The sequence below is a fragment of the Actinoplanes sp. NPDC049548 genome (assembly GCF_040676695.1).
Lineage (GTDB): Bacteria > Actinomycetota > Actinomycetes > Mycobacteriales > Micromonosporaceae > Actinoplanes.
Genome location: NZ_JBFAPM010000001.1, coordinates 547,487 through 565,383, shown reverse-complemented (window position 1 = coordinate 565,383; position 17,897 = coordinate 547,487). Strand labels below are relative to the sequence as shown.

Here is a 17,897-nt window from a genome sequence, read left to right as displayed (position 1 = left end):
GTGACTCAGATTCCGACGTGGAGCAGTGGCAACACCGCTCCGACCAGCGGACGCGCAGCCCCGGGCACGCTCATCGGCGGGCGGTACACGCTTCGCGCCGCGGTCGGCCACGGCGGCATGGGCACGGTCTGGCGCGCCGCCGACACCCTGCTGCGCCGGGACGTGGCGATCAAGGAGGTCATCCTCCCGCCCGGCCTAGCCCCCACCGACCGAGACGCCATGTACGAACGCACCATGCGCGAGGCACGCGCCGCCGCGGCCCTGCAGCACCCGGCCGTCGTCCAGGTCTACGACGTCGTGCACGAGAACGGCCGGCCCTGGATCGTCATGGAGCTGCTGGAGGCCCGCAGCCTCGCCGACATGGTGATCGAGGACGGCCCGGTCGCGCCGCGCGTGGTCGCCAAGATCGGCATCGCCCTGCTGGGCGCCCTGGAGGTGGCTCACGCGCACGGTGTGCTGCACCGCGACGTCAAGCCGGCCAACGTGCTGATCTGCACCGACGGCCGCTGCGTGCTCACCGACTTCGGCGTGGCCCGGATGCCCACCGACGTGCAGCTCACGACGCCCGGCATGGTGCTGGGCTCGCCGCACTTCATCTCCCCCGAGCGGGCGATGGGCAGCGACTTCGGCCCGCCCAGCGACCTGTTCTCGCTCGGCGTCACCCTCTACACCGCGATCGAGGGCCGGCCCCCGTTCGACAAGGGCGACCCCATCGAGACGATGCACGCCGTCGTCGAGGACCCGCCCACCCCGGCCGTGCGCGCGGGCTCGCTGACCCCGGTGCTCATGGGCCTGCTCGAGAAGGACCCGGCCCGCCGCTTCGACGTGCAGACCGCCCGCACGATGCTGCGCCAGCAGCTCGCCGGGCCGCTGGCCAGCAAGGCGCCGCCGCACCTGATGACCGACCCCTACTCGGTCGTGCCGTCGCAGCGCCCGCCGGCCGCGGAGACCCAGCCGATCCCGCAGCCGCAGGCCAAGCCCAGCGGGCAGATCGGCGGCCGGGCCATGCTCGCCCCCGGCGACTCGCTGTCGGGCCACCTCGCGAAGCTCACGCAGGGCGGCAAGCGCCGGGCCGAGGAGACCCCGGCCGCGGCCGAGCAGCCGACCGGCGCCTACCCGCCGCCGCCCGCCCCGGAAGGCCCGCCCTCGGCCGGCGGCGACACCACCAGCGTGCTGCCGCCCCGGCGGCAGTGGGACGGCGCGCGGGCGGCCCGCGAGCCGATGGCCGGCGGTGGCGGCACCGTGGTGATGAGCCCCGGCGCCAAGCGCAAGGCGATGATCGACAACGCCGTGACCACCGTCCGGGAAGCCGTCGGCAAGGCCGTCACGACGGTCAAGGGGTGGCCGCGCAACACGCAGATCGCCGCCGCGGGCGGGCTGGGTCTGGTGGTGGCGCTCGTCATCGTGCTGGCCCTCTCCGGAGGGGGCGACGACCCCAAGACGCCCGCCACCGCCGCCGGCGTGCCGCAGAACGGCGCGACGACCGCGGCCGCCTTCCCGACGGTCGCCTACAAGGGCCGCGGGACGAGCGTGTCGGTGCCCAAGGGCTGGAAGAAGCAGAGCGGCGGCAGCTGGGTCGACTACGTGGACCCCGGCGCCGAACGCAAGGTGCGGCTGCTGGTCGAGTCGGGCCGCGGCACGCCGCACGGCTTCCTCAAGATCGCCGAGGGCAACCTGAAGAAGAAGGGCTCCAGCTGCCCGAAGCCGTACACCCAGGTCGCCCTCACCGACCGGACCATCGCCGGCCGGCCGGGCGCGGTGCTCGAGTACACCTGCGCGGGCACCCGGCACGGCCTCTGGGGCGCGATCATCGAGGACGGCAAGGCGTACTCGTTCTACATGACCAGCACCGAGAAGCAGTTCGCCGAGAGCAAGCCGATCTTCGAGGAACTCGTCCGGACCTTCACCCTCGACGGTTAGCGGCAGCCCAGCCGTGCTATCCACTGAGCATGGCAACTGACGACCTCCGCACGCTGGCCGAGACCTGGCTGGCCGACGACCCCGACCCGGCGGGCCGCGACGAGATCCGCGCGCTGCTCGACCGGCTCCCGGACAGCGCCGCCGAACTCGCCGACCGGTTCGCCGGCCCGCTCACCTTCGGCACGGCCGGGCTGCGCGGCCGGCTGCGGGCCGGCCCGAACGGCATGAACCTCGCGGTCGTCACCCGCGCCGCCGCGGGGCTGATCGGCTGGCTGGCCGGCCAGGGCGGCGAGGGGCCGCTGGTCATCGGCTACGACGCCCGCCACGGCTCCCGGGAGTTCGCCGAGCAGACCGCCCGGGTGGCCACCGCCGCCGGGCGCGCGGCGCTGCTCCTGCCCCGCCCGCTGCCGACACCGGTGCTGGCGTACGCGGTGCGCAAGCTCGACGCGGTCGCCGGGGTCATGGTCACCGCCAGCCACAACCCGCCCCAGGACAACGGCTACAAGGTCTACCTGGGCGCGCAGCTCGGCGGTCCGGCCGGCGCCGGCGCGCAGATCGTCCCGCCCGCCGACGCGGGCATCGAGGCGGCCATCCAGGCCGTCGGGACGCTGGCGGAGGTCAAGCTCGGCGATCCCGGCACGGTCCTCGGCGAGGAGATCGTCCAGGGGTACGTCGAGAGCGCCGCGGCCGTGGTCGCGGGCGGTCCCCGGGACCTGAAGGTCGCTTACACGCCGCTGCACGGGGTGGGCGGGACGGTGCTCGCCGCCGCTTTCGCCGCCGCCGGGTTCGCCGCACCGGCCGTCGTCGCCGAGCAGGCCGAACCCGACCCGGAGTTCCCCACCGTCGCGTTCCCCAACCCGGAGGAGCCCGGAGCGATGGACCTGCTCCTGGCGCTCGCCACCGAGCAGGGCGCGGACCTGGCCATCGCCAACGACCCGGACGCGGACCGCTGCGCGGTGGCCATCCCGGCCGGCGACGACGGCTGGCGGGCCCTGCGCGGCGACGAGCTCGGCGTCCTGCTGGCCGACCACCTGATCCGCCGTGGCACGCCGGGCACGTTCGCCACCACGATCGTCTCGTCGACCCAGCTCAAGGCGCTGTGCACGGCCCGCGACGCGCCGTACGCCGAGACGCTCACCGGCTTCAAGTGGATCGTCCGCGGCGCCGAGGAGCTGGCGTACGGCTACGAGGAGGCGCTCGGCTACTGCGTGGCCCCGGACCTGGTCCGCGACAAGGACGGCATCACGGCCGCGCTCACCGTGGCGGAGCTGGCCGCCGCGCTCAAGGCCGAGGGCAGGTCGCTGCGGGACCGGCTGGACGAGCTGGACACCGAGCTCGGGGTGCACCGCACCGACCAGGTGTCGGTACGGGTCGACGACCTGGCCGAGATCACGCGTGCGATGGCCCACGTGCGGGCGAACCCGCCCGCGACCCTGCTCGGCCGGCCCGTCACCGAGATCGAGGACCGGGCACCGGCGGCCGACGTGCTCACGCTGCGTACGGCGGGTGCCCGGGTGGTGATCCGGCCGTCGGGGACGGAGCCGAAGCTCAAGGCGTACCTGGAAGTGATCGAGCCGGTCGGGGGCGGCAAGCTCGTCGACGCGCAGTTCCGGTCCGGGACGGGGATGGCCCAGCTGCGCAAGGAGGTCTCCGCCGCGCTGGGCCTCTAGAGGCGTCCTACGGCACCTTGGGAGCGCCCAGGGCGGCCGAGATCGCCCGGCTCAGGGTCGCGACCACCAGCGCGACGCTGGGGCGCACGATCGAGTCCTCCAGGTTGGCGCCGCCGGTGAAGCCCGCCCCGCTCGCGATCTCCTCCAGGCGTTCGTGGGCGCGGGCCGACTCCTCCGGCGGCAGCCGCAGCGCCGGCTCCATCCGCGTCGCCACCAGCAGCGTGCAGAGCGCCGCCGTCCGCTCGTCCGGCACCGCGTCGGTGATCAGCGCGTCGGCCAGCCGCTTGCGGATCTCCGCCTCGTACGCCGGGTCGGTCGTCGGGTAGCGGTGCACGTGGATGGCGCCCATCTGGGTCTCGTCGACGTCGCGGATCACGCCGCGGGTGACGAGGTCCTCGAGGACGCGTTCGCGCAGCCGGTGGCGCAGGCGCTGCACCCACTGCGCGGGCGTGTGCGGGTCGTCCGCGGCGGCCTTGGCCAGCACCAGGTCGGCGATGGGCTCCCCGGTCGGGGTGGGGTCGTTGACGACGATGTTGCCCGCGACGTAGGCGATCCGGCCGGCCAGCGCGAGATCGACCAGCACCGCCGCGGCCATGCCGAGGTCGAGTCCGATGCGGGAACCGGTCGCCTTGCCGGTCTGGTCGTCATACGCGAGGAGAAGAAGCTCCTCAGCGAGCGCGATGGAGGTCATGCCGGGAACGATAGTGGCCGGTGTCACCCGCGCAACGACCAGCCGTCCGTTGAACGGCTACTTTTCGGCGAGGTCGTCCCGGATGATCCGCGCCAGGTACGACTCACTGCGCAGTTCGTGCGCCTGATACTTGTACCGCAGCTTGTGAACGAACGACCCGGCCGTCATCACGCGGAAGGCTTCCGGGTCGTAGGGCTGGAGCATCGCGTTCTGCAGAGCGTGCGGCGGCCGGGAGTTGAGTCGCTGCCCCTCGTCCCACTCGGCGCGAAAGCGGTCGTCGAGGTGGTACAGCATCTCGAAGACGTGATGCAGCAGGAAGTAGTCGATGAGTTCCGCGCGCTTCTCCCACCACAGGAAACAAGCGGCACGCCACAAGTGCACGGCGTAGCTGCCGGGCCGGCTCGCCAGGAACCAACTGGATATATAGGGCCCGGTGTAGTTGAACGCGAAGAGGGTGGACCGGGCCAGCGCCGCGTCCACATGGGGCCGCAGCGGCTCGGTGACGTAGCAGGTGCCGTCCACCCAGATACCGCCGAACTTCTCCAGCAGGAGCAGTCGTAGCAGATCGGAGAAGTGGGTACGGTTGCCGTTCAAGGCCGCGGACAGATCCTCGGGCACCTCGACATAACTGCTCAGGTTGTCGTCGGTCAGCTCGTGAACCCGGGAGCCCGGATTGTTCGCCTTCAGCGCAGCCAAGCAGGCCCGCACCACCGGCGGCGCGAACTCGAAACCCTGCCCCCAGTAGATGAAGATCGGTTGGTCGAAGGTCGTGCCGACCCGGGCGGCGAGCCGGGCCTCCGCTTGGCGACGGATCTGCTCGAGGTGCTCGGCAACGAAGATTCCCAGCTCACGGCGGGCGCCGAAGGACTTGACGTCGAGGTCGAGCACCGCCGGCCCGTCGAACGGCAACTCGATATCGTGCATCAGGGCGGCGGCAGACGCGCGCTTGCTGTCGGCGCGGCGGCCGAGCTTGTCGTATGCGAAGGCAAGGGCGTAACCACGTTCATACGCCTCTGGACGCTTGGCCACCGAGTCCTTGAGCAGTCGCTCGGCTGCCACCCAGGATCGCTGCCGGAGCGCGAGCCGACCCAGCTGGTACGCCGCTTCACCGTCGGAGTCCCCGGCCTTGACCAGCTTCCGGAGCGCCTTGCGAGCCGGCGTCTCCTCGCCGAGCGCGATCCGCACCCGCGCGGCGGACGACTGGCTACCTTCGAGCCGGTCGAGCAGCGCGCGCGCCTCGACGGTCGCTCCCGCCTCGGCCAGCCGTACCGCCTCATCGGCGATCGCGGCCGGGGCGACTCCGTCACGGACCCGCAGCGTGCGGCGAGACGGGGACGCGTGTGGTTCGCCGAGCCACTCGTAGGTGTGGAAGTCGTCGGCGTCCGTCGAGCCGTCGAAATACCTGACCGGATAGTCCGTCTCGGTGAGCATCAACGAGTACCAGTAGACGGCACCGTTGCCCTGGGACATTCCGCTGATGAGCCTGATCCATACCGCTTCGGCGGCCGCGGGCACGGTGAACGTCGCGCTGATGCGGTGATGGCCGTACTCGTTGCGGGCCGGAGCGGACCGCGCGAGGCTCCAGGTGATCGCGCCGTCCACGACACAGCCGGGCACGAGCCGCAGCGCGGCCGGATTGAGCGCGCCGGTGAGTGGTGCGTCGAGGAATACGCCCACGCTCGCGGTGTAGGTCGCCCCGGGACGCATACCGAGCCTGAACTGCCCCGAGGCGTTGCGCCCGCCGGGCGCGATGTGGGTGTCATTGTTGTCGTTGCGGCCGCTCACCCGGACACCGGTCACCCCGGGCAGCCCGGGGATGGCTGTCGGCTCGCAGACGGCATGCACGTGGACGTAGGTGCCGCCCTTCTCGACCGGCTGGTCGATCGGTCCGCGGAAACCGGGATTCGGCACCAGGTTGACGACCGGCGTGACCGGCCCTGCCACGTCCCCATCCGTCTTGATCCGGCGTGCCACAGCATCGCGTGCTCGTACGATGCCACTACGCAGCCCTATACCCGCCGGCATCACCGCCGCCCCCGCTCGCCCTCGGCCAGCATGACGTCGATCAGCCGCGCGGTGGCCTGGCCGTCGTCGAGATCGCAGGCCTTGGCGGCGAATGCGCGATACCGGTCGGTGTACTCGGCGGCGACGATGTCGACGTCCCGGATGGCCGCCACCACCTCGTCCGACGTGGCGAGCAGCGGGCCGGGTGCCTCCTGCTCGAAGTCGAAGTAGAAGCCGCGCAGCTTGTCGCGGTAGTGCGCCAGGTCGTAGGTGAAGAACAGCATCGGCCGCCCGGTGTTGGCGAAGTCGAACATCACCGACGAGTAGTCGGTGATCAGGACGTCCGCCGCGGCCAGCAGGTCCGCCATGTCGGGATACGTCGACACGTCGTAGACGAACCCCTCGCCGTTGCCCGGGATCTCGTCGACGACGTTCGGGTGCCGTCGCACGAGCAGCGCGTGATCGTGACCCAGCTTCTCCGCCGCGTCGTCGATATCGATCTTCATGGAGATCTTGTAGCTGCCGCCGCTGTACTCGTCGTCACGCCACGTGGGCGCGTACAGGACGAGCTTCTTGCCTTCCGGGATCCCGGCCGCCCGGCGGACCCGCTCCTTGATCTCCGCCCGGTCCCTGAACAGCAGGTCGTTGCGGGGGTAGCCGATCTCCATGAGCTCGCCCTCGTACCGGAAGGCACGGCGCAGGATCGGCGTGCTGAACGTGTTCGGGGAGACCAGGAAGCTCCAGTTCGGCGCCTCCAGCGCCAGTTTCTCCAGATAGCGGCGGTCGGTGAACTGCACGTCGGCGATGTCGAAGCCGATCCGCTTGAGCGGCGTGCCGTGCCACGTCTGCACCACGACCTGTCCCGGGCGGCGTACGAACCACTCCGGCAGGTGCTGGTTCGTGACGATGTAGCGGGAGGTCGCCAGGGACTCGTACCAGCGGCGGCTCCACAGCGCGACCGGCTCGGCCGTGTGCGGCAGCGGGGCCTGGCCGTCGTTCGTGACCCACTGGTGCTCGAGCGGCACGCCGCGCGCGACCAGCTCCTCGTGAACGGCGCGCGGGCTGTCCGAATACTGCCGGCCGGTGAAGCTGTTGTAGAGCACGACGTCGCGCAGCGGCTCCTCCCGCAGCGCCGGATACTCCTTCGTGCGCAGCCGGGACTGGTTGGCGCGGCCCCGCTCCTCGTCGCTGAGCGCCGTGCGGACGCGCAGGACCACGCGCTCGTCGGTCAGCCACTCGAGCGAGACCCGGGGCGCGTCACCGGCCAGCGGCAACGGCAGCGACGCCATGGCGCCGGCGAGGGCGGGCAGCGGCTGCACCGGACCGTTGCCGTCGCGGTACAGGACGTTCCACATGCCCGTACGGATGCGGATGTGGGCGCCGAAGTTGGGCACCGCGATCGGGTCGACCTCGACGGACCAGGTGCCGTCGGCGGCCATCTCGACGGGGAAGCTCCAGGTCTCCCGGGCGTTGAACGGCCGCAGCACCAGCTTGAAGTCGTCGACCGGCCCGTGGATCCGACCGGTGAACCGGAACCGGCGGTCCGCGGTGCTCACGGCGGTCAGCACCGGGCCGGTCGGCATGGCGACCAGCTGGGCCTCGCCGGAGAGCGCGGCGTGCACGTGGACGCTGAGGGCACCGAGGTCGATCGGCTCCCAGGCGAAGTCGTCGGCGATGCCGCAGGCCACGATCCCGCTGCGCTTGGTGCCGACGGCCAGCTCGATCCGGAACCGGTCGGTGGGCTCGGCGATCCGCAGCGGCCGGAAGGTGTGCCCCTCGGGCTGGAGGTCGGCGACCGGGATCCGGAAACGGAAGCGTTCACCGTCGAGCTCGATGGGGTACCGCCGCCAGGTCAGGCCCTCGACCCGCGACAGCGTCACGCTGGTCACCGGCGCGTCGCCGTGCAGCCTTCCCTCGATCTCCACGTGGTCGCCGTTCAGGCGCCCGCCGGTCAGCCGCGCCGGCACCCGCTCCACCCGGACCCGCAGCCGGCCCCGCTTGATGAAGGGGGTGATCCGGACGTCGTCCCCGACATCCAGGCCGGTCAGCTTGATCGGGTTGGCCGGCTGACCCATCTCCAGCGAGCCCTTGCTCATCTGGCCGAGACCGACGACACCCATGACCACGGTCCAGGTGCCGTTGTGCCACGCGCCTTCGGGGGTACGCAGGGCCTGCACGTCGACCACGGCGTCGAAGCCGGACCAGTCGTAGGTGGTCTGCGCGGAGCCGTGGTCGGCGGTGGCGTCGATGCACCGACGGTTGATCAGCAGCGTGCGCTTGGTCCGCCGGCCCGAGTCCTCCTTCAGCCAGATCAGCCGGGACGTGCTCCACGCCCGCGCCGAGGGCTGGCCGGGGATGAACGCGTGCCCCCGGATGTGCAGCTTGCCGTCGCGCCAGGAGACGTCGTGCACCTTGGTGCGCGGCCTCGGCGTACCGGCCGCGAACAGCTCGGGCGGCAGCTGCGGCAGCTTCTCGTGGTACAGGTCCATGTCGTGGTAGCGGCGCAGGCCCTTGCGGGCGATCCGGCGCTGCTTGCGCACGACCGGGATCAGCTCGAGCAGCTCGGGCAGCATCCGGTTGCGGATCAGCGTCCAGATCACGCGCTGGTGCGCCGGCAGCTCGAGGATCGCCTCCGGGTCGATGGTGTCGAGGTACTCGTTGGTCCGCTCCATGAAGACCTGGCGGTACTCGTCGTCGACGCTCGGCAGGACCCGGACGAAGAGGTTCAGGTCGCCGGTCAGCACCGACTCGTCGTAGAGCCGCTTGGTGGCATGGTGACCCGAGTCACCGAGCAGCCGGCTGACCTGCCAGCAGTTCTCGAGGCGGTCGGTGAAGGCCTTCAGCTCCTCGCGCCGCTGGGTGATCGACTTGTCGTCGCCCTCGCGCTCCCGCCAGTAGTAGATCGGCACGTCGATGACGTCGACGCTCTTCGCGAGCACGTGCAGCGGAACGGTGACGGGGGTGTCCTCGTACAGGACGCCCTCCGGGAAGCGCAGCCCCTGCGAGTCCCAGAAGCTCTTGCGGTAGACCTTGTTCCACGCCGTCCGGTCGCCGAGCAGGGCCGGCTGCTGGTCGACGTGGGTCCGCAGCTTCGTGCGCTGGAAGATGTCCCGGTGCATGGCGGACTGGATCAGGCCCTTGCTGCTGAGCCGCATGACGTTGCCGCAGGCGAAGTCCGAGCCGGTCTTCTCGAGGATTCCGACGAGCAGCTCCGCCGTGTACGCGGGGACCACGTCGTCGCTGTCCATGAACATCAGGTAGTCGCCCGTGACGTGCTCGAGGCCGGTGTTGCGGGCCGCGCCGAGCCCCGCGTTCGCCTTGCTGACGAGCCGGAAGCGCGGGTCCCGGGCGGCGAACCGCTCCGCGATCGCTGCGCTACCGTCGGTAGACCCGTCATCGACCATGATCACTTCCAACGCGCTGCGGTACTGCCCGGCCAGGGACTCCAGACACTCGTCCAGGTACGGGGCGACGTTGTAAATGGGCACGACGACACTCAGCAGGGGGCTTGCCATTCGGGCAGAATAGAGCAGCCCCTCAAGGCGCCGTGCGCACACCTGTCAATCCACACCGTTTAGGGTGTCGGCCGTGCAATCCATCCTCGCGACCCTCGGCTACCTTCTCTCTCCGGACGGTGAAGAGGTCCTGATGATCAGGCGGGACACGCGGCCGGACGACATTCATTTCGGCTACTACAACGGCCTCGGCGGGAAGCTGGAGCCCGACGAGGACGTGGTGTCCGGCATGCGCCGCGAGATTCGCGAGGAGGCCGGCCTCGAATGCGTCTCCGTCGATCTCGCCGGCACGATCTCGTGGCCGGGTTTCGGCCGCCACGGCGAGAACTGGTTCGGTTTCCTGTTCCGCATCCCGCAATGGACCGGCACCCCGTTGTCCGCCACCGCCGAAGGCAGCCTGCACTGGGTCCCGAAGGCCGACATCCTGGCCGGCCGGATCCCCATGTGGGAGTCCGACCGCCACTTCCTCCCCCTGGTCTTCGCCGGCCGGCCCTTCCACGGCGTCATGCCCTTCCACAACGGCAAAGCAGTCAGCTGGTCACACACCCCGGGTTGACCGCAACCCAAGTCGGATTGCGCCCGTCGGGGCGAAATCCCATCGAGCTCCGCTCGATCAGAAGCGCGGCATGCCGCCGAACTGGCGGTCGCCGGCGTCGCCGAGGCCGGGGACGATGTACATCTTCTCGTTCAGGCCCTCGTCGATCGACGCCGTCACCAGGCGCAGCGGTAGCCCGGAGTCCTTCAGGCGCTGGATGCCCTCGGGCGCGGCCAGCACGCAGCACACGATCACGTCGGTGCAGCCGCGGTCGACCAGCAGCTGACAGCAGTGCACCAGCGAACCACCGGTGGCCAGCATCGGGTCGAGGACCAGCACCGGCAGGCCGGAGAGGTCCCCGGGCAGCGACTCCATGTAGGCGCGCGGCTCGTACGTGTCCTCGTCGCGGGCGAGGCCGACGAAGCCCATCGACGACTCGGGCAGCAGCGCCAGGGCCGAGTCCGCCATGCCCAGGCCGGCCCGCAGGACGGGGACGATCAGCGGCGGGTTGGCCAGCCGGGTGCCCTGGGTCGGCGCGACGGGCGTGCTGATGGGGAACTGCTCGACGGCGAAGGAGCGCGCGGCCTCGTACACGACCATGGTGGTCAGCTCGTGCAGGGCGGCGCGGAACACGCCGGAGTCCGTCTGGGCGTCGCGCATGACGGTGAGTCGGGTCTGGGCCAGCGGATGGTCAACGACGAGTACGTCCACGCCGCTCAACCTACCGGGGTTCTCCAAGATCAACTGTCGGTGGGCTGCGTAGAATCGTTCTCATGACTGCGACGACGACGTCGAGGCTGCCCGACCTGTCCGGTTCCGCCTTCAACCTCCGGTCTTTCCTGCACGGACTGCCCGGGGTGGACAAGGTCGGGGTCGAGGCACGGGCGGCGGCCCTCGGCACCCGGTCGGTGAAGACCAGCGCCAAGGCGGCCGCCATCGACCTGGCGATCCGGATGGTGGACCTCACCACGCTGGAGGGCGCCGACACCCCCGGCAAGGTCCGCGCGCTCTCCGCCAAGGCACTGCGCCCCGACCCCGCCGACCCGAGCTGCCCCAGCGTCGCCGCGGTCTGCGTCTACCCCGCCATGGTCCCCGTCGCCGCCGAGGTGCTGCGCGGCACCGGAGTGCACCTGGCCAGCGTGGCGACGGCCTTCCCGTCCGGTCAGGCACCCCTGGACGTCAAGCTCGCCGACACCCGGGACGCCGTCGCCGGCGGCGCGGACGAGATCGACATGGTGATCAGCCGGGGCGCGTTCCTGTCCGGCCGTTACGAGCACGTCTTCGACGAGATCGTCGCCGTCAAGGAGGCGTGCGGCACCGCGCATCTCAAGGTGATCCTCGAGACGGGCGAGCTGGGGACGTATGACAACGTGCGCCGCGCCTCGTGGCTGGCGATGCTGGCCGGCGCCGACTTCATCAAGACCTCCACCGGCAAGGTGCCGCAGGCGGCGACCCTGCCGGTGACGCTGGTCATGCTCGAGGCGGTCCGCGACTTCCGGGCCCGGACCGGGCGCCAGGTCGGCGTCAAGCCCGCGGGCGGCATCCGCACCACCAAGGACGCCATCAAGTACCTGGTGCTGATCAACGAGACCGTCGGCGACGACTGGCTCGACCCCGACTGGTTCCGCTTCGGCGCCTCGTCGCTGCTCAACGACCTGCTCATGCAGCGCACCAAGCTCACCTCCGGCCACTACGCCGGCCCCGACTACTTCACGCTGGATTGATGGGGATGTTCGAATACGCTCCCGCGCCCGAGTCCCGCTCGGTCGTCGACATCGCACCCTCGTACGGTCTCTTCATCGACGGCGAGTTCGTCCCGCCCGCCTCCTCCGGCGGGGTCTTCAAGACCGTCAACCCGGCCACCGAGGAGGTCCTCGCCGAGGTCTCCACCGCCGGCCCCGAGGACGTGGACCGGGCGGTGGCCGCCGCCCGGCGTGCGTTCGGGCCCTGGTCCGCGCTGCCCGGCGCCGAGCGCGCCAAGTACCTGTTCCGGATCGCCCGCATCATCCAGGAGCGCTCCCGCGAGCTGGCCGTCCTCGAGTCGCTCGACAACGGCAAGCCGATCCGGGAGTCCCGCGACGTCGACCTCCCGCTCGTCGCGGCCCACTTCTTCTACTACGCGGGCTGGGCCGACAAGCTGAAGTACGCGGGCTTCGGCGAGGACCCGCGCCCGCTCGGCGTCGCCGCCCAGGTCATCCCCTGGAACTTCCCGATGCTGATGCTGGCCTGGAAGATCGCCCCGGCGCTGGCCACCGGCAACACCGTGGTGCTCAAGCCGGCCGAGACCACCCCGCTCTCGGCGCTGTTCTTCGCCGACGTCTGCCGCCAGGCCGACCTGCCCCCCGGCGTCGTCAACATCGTCACCGGCGCCGGCGAGACCGGCCGCACGCTGGTCGAGCACCCCGGCGTCGACAAGGTGGCGTTCACCGGCTCCACCGAGGTCGGCCGGCAGATCGCCCGCTCGGTCGCCGGCACCCGCAAGCGGCTCACGCTGGAGCTGGGCGGCAAGGCGGCCAACATCGTCTTCGACGACGCCCCGATCGACCAGGCCGTCGAGGGCATCGTCAACGGCATCTTCTTCAATCAGGGTCACGTGTGCTGCGCCGGCTCCCGGCTGCTCATCCAGGAGTCGATCTACGACGAGGTGCTCGAGTCCCTCAAGCGCCGGATGGCCACGCTGCGCGTCGGCGACCCCCTGGACAAGAACACCGACATCGGCGCGATCAACTCGGCGGAGCAGCTCGAGCGCATCCGTACGCTGTCCGACATCGGCGCCGAGGAGGGCGCCGAGCGCTGGTCCCCGCCGTGCACGCTGCCGGCGCAGGGCTTCTGGTTCGCCCCGACGATCTTCACCGGCGTCACCCAGGCGCACCGGATCGCCCGTGAGGAGATCTTCGGCCCGGTTCTGTCGGTGCTCACCTTCCGCACCCCGGCCGAGGCGGTCGAGAAGGCCAACAACACCCCGTACGGGCTGTCCGCCGGCATCTGGACCGAGAAGGGCTCGCAGATCCTCGCCGTCGCCGACAAGCTCCGCGCCGGGGTGGTGTGGGCCAACACGTTCAACAAGTTCGATCCGACGTCGCCGTTCGGCGGCTACAAGGAGTCCGGTTACGGCCGTGAGGGCGGCCGGCACGGCCTGGAGGCGTACCTTGCCTGAGTCTTCCTCGTCCCGCTCGCGCAAGACCGCCCCCGCAGCGGCCGGGAAGGCCGTCGCGGTCCGGAGGTCGTCGCCGGTCAAGGCGGGCGCCTCCGCGAGCGTGCCGGCCGTCGCGCCCGTCGCCCCGCCGGCTCCGGCCGGCCGCCTGGCCGTACGCAAGACCTACAAGCTGTTCATCGGCGGGGCGTTCCCGCGCAGCGAATCAGGACGGACCTATCTCGTGGACGGCGACAACGTGGCGCTCGCCTCCCGCAAGGACGCGCGGGACGCCGTTCTCGCAGCCCGCAAGGCGCAGCCCAAGTGGGCCGGGGCCACCGCCTACAACCGCGGCCAGGTGCTCTACCGGGTCGCCGAGATGCTGGAGGCCCGGCACGCGGAGTTCGTCGCCCGCGGTGTCCCGGCCGCCGAGGTGGAAGCCGCCGTCGACCGCTGGGTCTGGTACGCGGGCTGGGCCGACAAGATCGCCCAGGTGCACGGCGGCGCCAACCCGGTAGCCGGCCCGTTCTTCAACATCTCCGCGCCGGAGCCCACCGGCGTCGTCGCGGTGGTCGCGCCGCCGTCCTTCCTCGGCCTCGTCAGCGTCATCGCGCCGGCCATCGTCACCGGCAACACAGTCGTGGTGCTGGTCGCCGCCCCGCAGGCCGCCATCACTCTCGCCGAGGTGCTGGCCACGTCCGACGTGCCGGGCGGAGTGGTGAACATCCTCACGGGGCACGCCGCGGAGACGGCCCCGTGGTTGGCGTCCCACGACGACGTGAACGCGCTCGATCTCACCGGGGTGACCGATCCGGCGCTCGCCGCCGAGCTCGAGCGGTCCGCCGCCGGCAGCCTCAAGCGAGTCGTACGCCCACCCGCCGAGGAGCTCGACTTCGCCTCCGACCCGGGCCTCGGTGCGATGACCGCACTGCTCGAGACGAAGACCGTCTGGCACCCGAAGGGCTTCTGAGCCACGGCGAGTGGGGACGCGGTCGGCCCGCGTCCAGGTCCGAATACTAAGGTGTGCCCTGACTCACCCATCCGAACAGCTTGCGAGAACCAACCCGGAGGTCACCGTGGCCAGCCAGACGCCCGAAGAGGCCGCAGAAACCTCGTCGGCCAGCCAGGGCCGATCCGGCCGCGCGCTCTGGGACGAGGTCCGCGTCTCCCCGGTGGAGATCGCCATGCCGGGTGGCGTCGCGCTGACGCTGCGGGCGTACAGGACGGCCTCGGAGCTCACCCCCACCGAGATCGAGGCCGACGAGGACGACCCGTTCGAGGCGCGGGAGCGCGCGGCGGCCGCGCGCGCCGCCGAGGACGAGGAAGTGATCGTCGACGAGGAGTTCGCCGCGCTGGTCGCCGAGGGCGAGGCCGACCCCAAGGACCGCAAGTCCGGCGGGTCGCTGCGCAACGAGGACGGCGAGATCGTCGAGGAGCCCGACCCGGAGGACTTCAAAGACGACGAATCGGACGAGGCCGCGCAGCAGGCGGACGACGAGGAAGTGCCGATCTTCCTGAGCCACCGCGGCAAACTGCTGGCTTTCAAGACCCCCGAATCGCTGGTCTCCTTCATTCAATCGGGTGCTCCGCACGACCTCGCACAACTCGACACCTGGGCCACTGTGGCCGAGCGGGTACAGTCGTCCGACGTCGACCCGCTGCCGGAGGATCGCTACGAGCTGGACCTCGTGGTGGAGAACCTGCGCGGCGGTCACGACACATGGGACCTGCCGCTGCTCATCGCAGCCGGCGAGGTGGCCCGCGACCTGGGCCACGCGCTGAGGCTGAAGTCGGTGATCCTGGCACTGGCGCCGGGCTCGCCGCTCGACGACCTGGACGAGTCCCTGCGGTCCGCGGAAAGTGGCGGAATGGGCGGTTTCTTCGGTCGTCGCAAGCTCCGTAAAATCGGGGCGCAGCAGGCGAGTCTGGGATGGCGCTCGGTAATCGGCAAGATCTCTGCCGCTGTGGACTGGCGCGACTGACCCCTCACCAGGGACCATCAGTCCTTGGTCGAAGCGATGAGGTCACCCGGGGAGGAGGACGACGCCGTGGCGCTCGTGCGCGTGTACTGCGGTCTGGCGTCGGCTGATGAGACGGTGCGATCGGCTTCGGCCGGGTCGGCCCTGACCATCGCCGTGGTGGACGACGCGGGGCGGCTGCTCGGCGTCCACGAGGTCAGCGACGACCCAGCCGGGTACGCCCAGCTGGGGATGCTGCTCGTGGAGCGGACCAGCGGGTTCGCCGAGGCTGCGGTGGCCGCGGACAGCGACGACCACATGGTCACCTCGCTGTTGACCGCCGCCGGACGCCCCCTCGTGGTCGCCGACGACGACACCGCCGACGACTTCGCCGAGCGCTTCTGCGACGACGACTCCCCCGAGGAGATCGCCGCACCGCCGGCGGCCCGCCGCGCCGTCGGCCTCGCCCGCGCACTGCAGGCCGGTGCAATCGCGGCCGTCACCATCCCGGCGCCCCGCGAGCTGGTCAGCTACAAGCCCGTGCTCGCCGCCCACATCGCGATGCTCAACGGGCGCTACTCCGCCTCCATCGCCCTGCGCGAGGTGCTTCGCGAGCTGTATCCGGCGGCGCTGCGGGCGTACCCGGATCCCGCCCACCCGCTTGCCCTCGCTGTGCTCGACGCGGTGCCCGAGCCCGGGCGCCTGACCGCCCGCGGCAAGGACCCGCAGCAGATCGCCGAGGAGGTCGCCGCCGAGCTCACCCGCGCCGGCGCCGGCACCGAGGACCAGGTCGTCTCGGCCGTCACCGCGCTGCTCGTGGCGATCAGCGAGTCGCCCCGCCGCGGCGGCGTCAACAAGGCTCTCGCCCCGGCCGCCGCCGATGCCGTCCGCCACGCGCTCGCCGCCGTCCGCTCCTGCGACTCCGCGTGCGAGGCCCTGATCGGCACGCTCGCCGCCCGCGTCAGCCAGCAGGCCACCACCGGCGTGGCCGGCCGTCGCCAGGCCGGTTCCCGCCGCGCCGCCGACCCGGACACCTCCTCGGCCCTTCCCACCCGGCCGGCCTCCGGTCTCCCGACCCGCCCCTCCTCCGGCGTCCCGGCCCGCGCCGGCGACACGCGCATCGGCCGCCGCGGCCGCCCCGAACCCGCCGCCGCGGGCAACGGCCCGGTCACGCCCCGGCCCCTGACCACCCCGCCGGTCGCCCCGGAGCCGGTCATGCCGCCGCCGCTGGCCCCGCGCCCGGTCACGCCGCCGCCGGTAGCCCCGGCAGCGAGCCTCCCGACCCGCACCCCCGACCCGGCGAGCCGCCCCGTCTCGGTGCCGCCGCCCCCGCCGGGCATGACCCCCATCACGCCGGGCTCCCGCCCGTCCTCGGTCCCCCCGGCCGACGCGGGTCAGCCCTTCCGCCCCACCCTGACCAACGCCGCCATGAGCAGCGCCCGAGCCGAACGCCAGCGCACGGTCATCCCCCCGAGCTCCCGCACCTCGAACGGCGCGACGGACTACTCGCTGCCCATGCCCATCCAGCGCTCGACCTCCGACACCCCGGAACCGGGCTCCCGCGCCAACTGGCCCCTGCTCAACACCGACGACGCAGCCACCCCGCCGGCCGCCGCGGTGAGCAGCCCGCCCGCCGACGGCCGGGTCAAGCCCCCGTGGCAGGACATGCCCAAGGAGCCGCCGGCCCTGCGCCTGGTCGAGTCGGGCCTGGGCGGCCTCGAGAACACCCCGCCGGACGTCACCGCCGTCACCGACCCCCCGCCCCTGCGCCTGGTCGACGACCGCAACGGCCGCGCCGGCCGCCTCACCGCCCGCCGCACGGCCCCGACGCTCACCGCCCTCGACCGCAGCACGACCCCCCCGGTCCCCGCAGAGGGCGACGGCGACCTCCTGATCTTCGCGGCGGCCCGCTCCGCCTGGTTCACCGGTCACGACGAGTCGTCCTCCCCGGCAGACCTGGACTGGACCAGCCCGATGGACACCGGCTGGCGCGCCGCCGAGAAGGCCGCGGCCCCGGCGGTCGCCGCCGAGACCTCGGCAGGCCTCCCCAAGCGAGTGCCTCAGGCCAACCTCGTCCCGGGCTCACCCCTGCGCGAAGAACGCCCCCTCCGCATCGTCCGCGACGCGGCAAGCATCGCCGCGCACACGACGGGCTACTTCCGCGGCTGGCGCCGAGGCCAGGAGATCGGCGGCTACGCGATCGGCGGGCGGCCCGGGCGCGAGTCGGCCGGAGGCTGGGACTTCAGCCGGGACGGGCAGGAGTCCGAGGACTACCGGAACGCGGGCTTCCCGGGTCGCTGAGCTGGTCGCCCGAAGGTCTGGAGCGGCCGGCCGCGGCCGATCTTCCGCTCGCTGCGATCCGGTTCGCTGATATGCGGGTGGCCCGCCTTGTCGCAGCGCAGGCTGGACGCCCGGCAGAGGTCGGCGACACCCGCTCTTCGTGGACTGAGCGACTCCTGGAAGGCTTAGCC

The 17,897-nt window shown here is 71.8% G+C and carries 12 protein-coding genes; 8 read left to right on the top strand and 4 right to left on the bottom strand.

Annotation, left to right across the window (positions count from 1 at the left end):
• Both AB0J80_RS02650 and AB0J80_RS02645 read left to right on the top strand, forming a co-directional pair.
• Window positions 1-1,920 carry a serine/threonine-protein kinase gene (locus AB0J80_RS02650; RefSeq protein WP_364699478.1) on the top strand — a complete coding sequence of 640 codons (1,920 nt, stop codon included), beginning with the start codon at window positions 1-3 and terminating at the stop codon, window positions 1,918-1,920.
• 29 nt (window positions 1,921-1,949) lie between these two features.
• Window positions 1,950-3,590, top strand: coding sequence for a phospho-sugar mutase (locus AB0J80_RS02645; RefSeq protein WP_364699476.1), 1,641 nt, complete (start codon window positions 1,950-1,952; stop codon window positions 3,588-3,590).
• A 7-nt stretch (window positions 3,591-3,597) separates the two neighbouring features.
• On the opposite strand, the gene AB0J80_RS02640 is transcribed toward AB0J80_RS02645, so the two are convergent.
• The 3 genes from AB0J80_RS02640 to AB0J80_RS02630 all read right to left on the bottom strand — a co-directional run bounded on the left by AB0J80_RS02640 (window position 3,598) and on the right by AB0J80_RS02630 (window position 9,800).
• The gene (locus AB0J80_RS02640; RefSeq protein WP_364699473.1) at window positions 3,598-4,281 is read right to left on the bottom strand and encodes a GPP34 family phosphoprotein; all 684 of its coding nucleotides are present in this window, start codon (window positions 4,279-4,281) and stop codon (window positions 3,598-3,600) included.
• A gap of 57 nt (window positions 4,282-4,338) precedes the next feature.
• On the bottom strand, window positions 4,339-6,225 hold the full coding sequence (locus AB0J80_RS02635; RefSeq protein ID WP_364699471.1) for a capsular polysaccharide synthesis protein: 1,887 nt from the start codon (window positions 6,223-6,225) through the stop codon (window positions 4,339-4,341).
• An 80-nt stretch (window positions 6,226-6,305) separates the two neighbouring features.
• Window positions 6,306-9,800, bottom strand: coding sequence for a bifunctional glycosyltransferase family 2 protein/CDP-glycerol:glycerophosphate glycerophosphotransferase (locus tag AB0J80_RS02630; RefSeq protein ID WP_364699469.1), 3,495 nt, complete (start codon window positions 9,798-9,800; stop codon window positions 6,306-6,308).
• 73 nt (window positions 9,801-9,873) lie between these two features.
• Between AB0J80_RS02630 and AB0J80_RS02625 the strand changes: the two genes are divergently transcribed.
• Complete coding sequence (locus AB0J80_RS02625; protein ID WP_364699467.1) at window positions 9,874-10,356, top strand: 8-oxo-dGTP diphosphatase; 483 nt, start codon at window positions 9,874-9,876, stop codon at window positions 10,354-10,356.
• A gap of 57 nt (window positions 10,357-10,413) precedes the next feature.
• Here the strand turns inward: AB0J80_RS02625 and upp are convergent, their stop codons facing one another.
• Window positions 10,414-11,046 carry a uracil phosphoribosyltransferase gene (upp, locus tag AB0J80_RS02620; RefSeq protein WP_364699465.1) on the bottom strand — a complete coding sequence of 211 codons (633 nt, stop codon included), beginning with the start codon at window positions 11,044-11,046 and terminating at the stop codon, window positions 10,414-10,416.
• A 62-nt stretch (window positions 11,047-11,108) separates the two neighbouring features.
• On the opposite strand from upp, the gene deoC reads away from it, so the two are divergent.
• The 5 genes from deoC to AB0J80_RS02595 all read left to right on the top strand — a co-directional run bounded on the left by deoC (window position 11,109) and on the right by AB0J80_RS02595 (window position 17,727).
• Window positions 11,109-12,059, top strand: coding sequence for a deoxyribose-phosphate aldolase (gene deoC, locus AB0J80_RS02615; RefSeq protein ID WP_364699464.1), 951 nt, complete (start codon window positions 11,109-11,111; stop codon window positions 12,057-12,059).
• A gap of 5 nt (window positions 12,060-12,064) precedes the next feature.
• Entirely contained in the window at window positions 12,065-13,492 is a 1,428-nt protein-coding gene (locus tag AB0J80_RS02610; RefSeq protein ID WP_364700163.1) for an aldehyde dehydrogenase family protein, read from the top strand.
• Between the two features lie 100 nt (window positions 13,493-13,592).
• Window positions 13,593-14,438 carry an aldehyde dehydrogenase family protein gene (locus AB0J80_RS02605; RefSeq protein ID WP_364700161.1) on the top strand — a complete coding sequence of 282 codons (846 nt, stop codon included), beginning with the start codon at window positions 13,593-13,595 and terminating at the stop codon, window positions 14,436-14,438.
• A 106-nt stretch (window positions 14,439-14,544) separates the two neighbouring features.
• Window positions 14,545-15,450 carry a DNA primase gene (locus tag AB0J80_RS02600; protein ID WP_364699462.1) on the top strand — a complete coding sequence of 302 codons (906 nt, stop codon included), beginning with the start codon at window positions 14,545-14,547 and terminating at the stop codon, window positions 15,448-15,450.
• A gap of 36 nt (window positions 15,451-15,486) precedes the next feature.
• On the top strand, window positions 15,487-17,727 hold the full coding sequence (locus AB0J80_RS02595) for a transposase (RefSeq protein WP_364700159.1): 2,241 nt from the start codon (window positions 15,487-15,489) through the stop codon (window positions 17,725-17,727).
• Window positions 17,728-17,897 lie beyond the last annotated feature (170 nt).